This is a genomic window from Oceanobacter antarcticus, assembly GCF_044962685.1.
Classification (GTDB): domain Bacteria; phylum Pseudomonadota; class Gammaproteobacteria; order Pseudomonadales; family Oceanobacteraceae; genus Oceanobacter; species Oceanobacter antarcticus.
Window position 1 is genome coordinate 1 of the sequence record NZ_JBBKTX010000065.1, and the last position, 533, is coordinate 533.

At 53.7% G+C, this 533-nt stretch carries 1 pseudogene; it reads left to right on the forward strand.

From position 1 onward, the window contains the following. Positions 1–533: pseudogene (locus tag WG929_RS20910) on the forward strand (transglutaminase-like domain-containing protein); the annotation flags it as partial.

Genomic DNA, 533 nt, shown 5'->3' on the forward strand with positions numbered 1-533 from the left:
CTGTCTGAAATGGGGTACTGGCAACCGGGGCGTGGCTGGAAAACCACCACTAACCGCCCGGTCGCTGGTGAATATCGAGCCATTGCGCTGGATCTGCAGGGGATTAGCCCAACTCAGGCAGAAGCACTGAAAACTGACCTCGAAGCTACCCAGGCAAAAATCACGGCAGAAGACTATACCGATCTGGGTAAACAACAACTGGTCGGGGATTTGCTGTACAGCACCATTCTCAGCTACTTTGTGCTCAACAATATTCAGGATGATCTGGGAGCCAGAGCCGCGAATATGGTGAGCTACAAGGCCCCGAGCTATGGTCTGTTCAAAACCAATGTCATTCCACAATACTGGTTCGGTATTCCTCGCAACGTCACCATTGAGGGGCTGACGATGGACGTCGACCACATCACTCACTTGCTGGTACACGAAAGCAACGACACGGATTTGTGGATTGCCTACAACCGGGCCAGTGGCGCTCGCCTCTCCGCCATGGAACACCTGGTGCCCGAGCAAATGTTCTCAACGGAAGACAACCC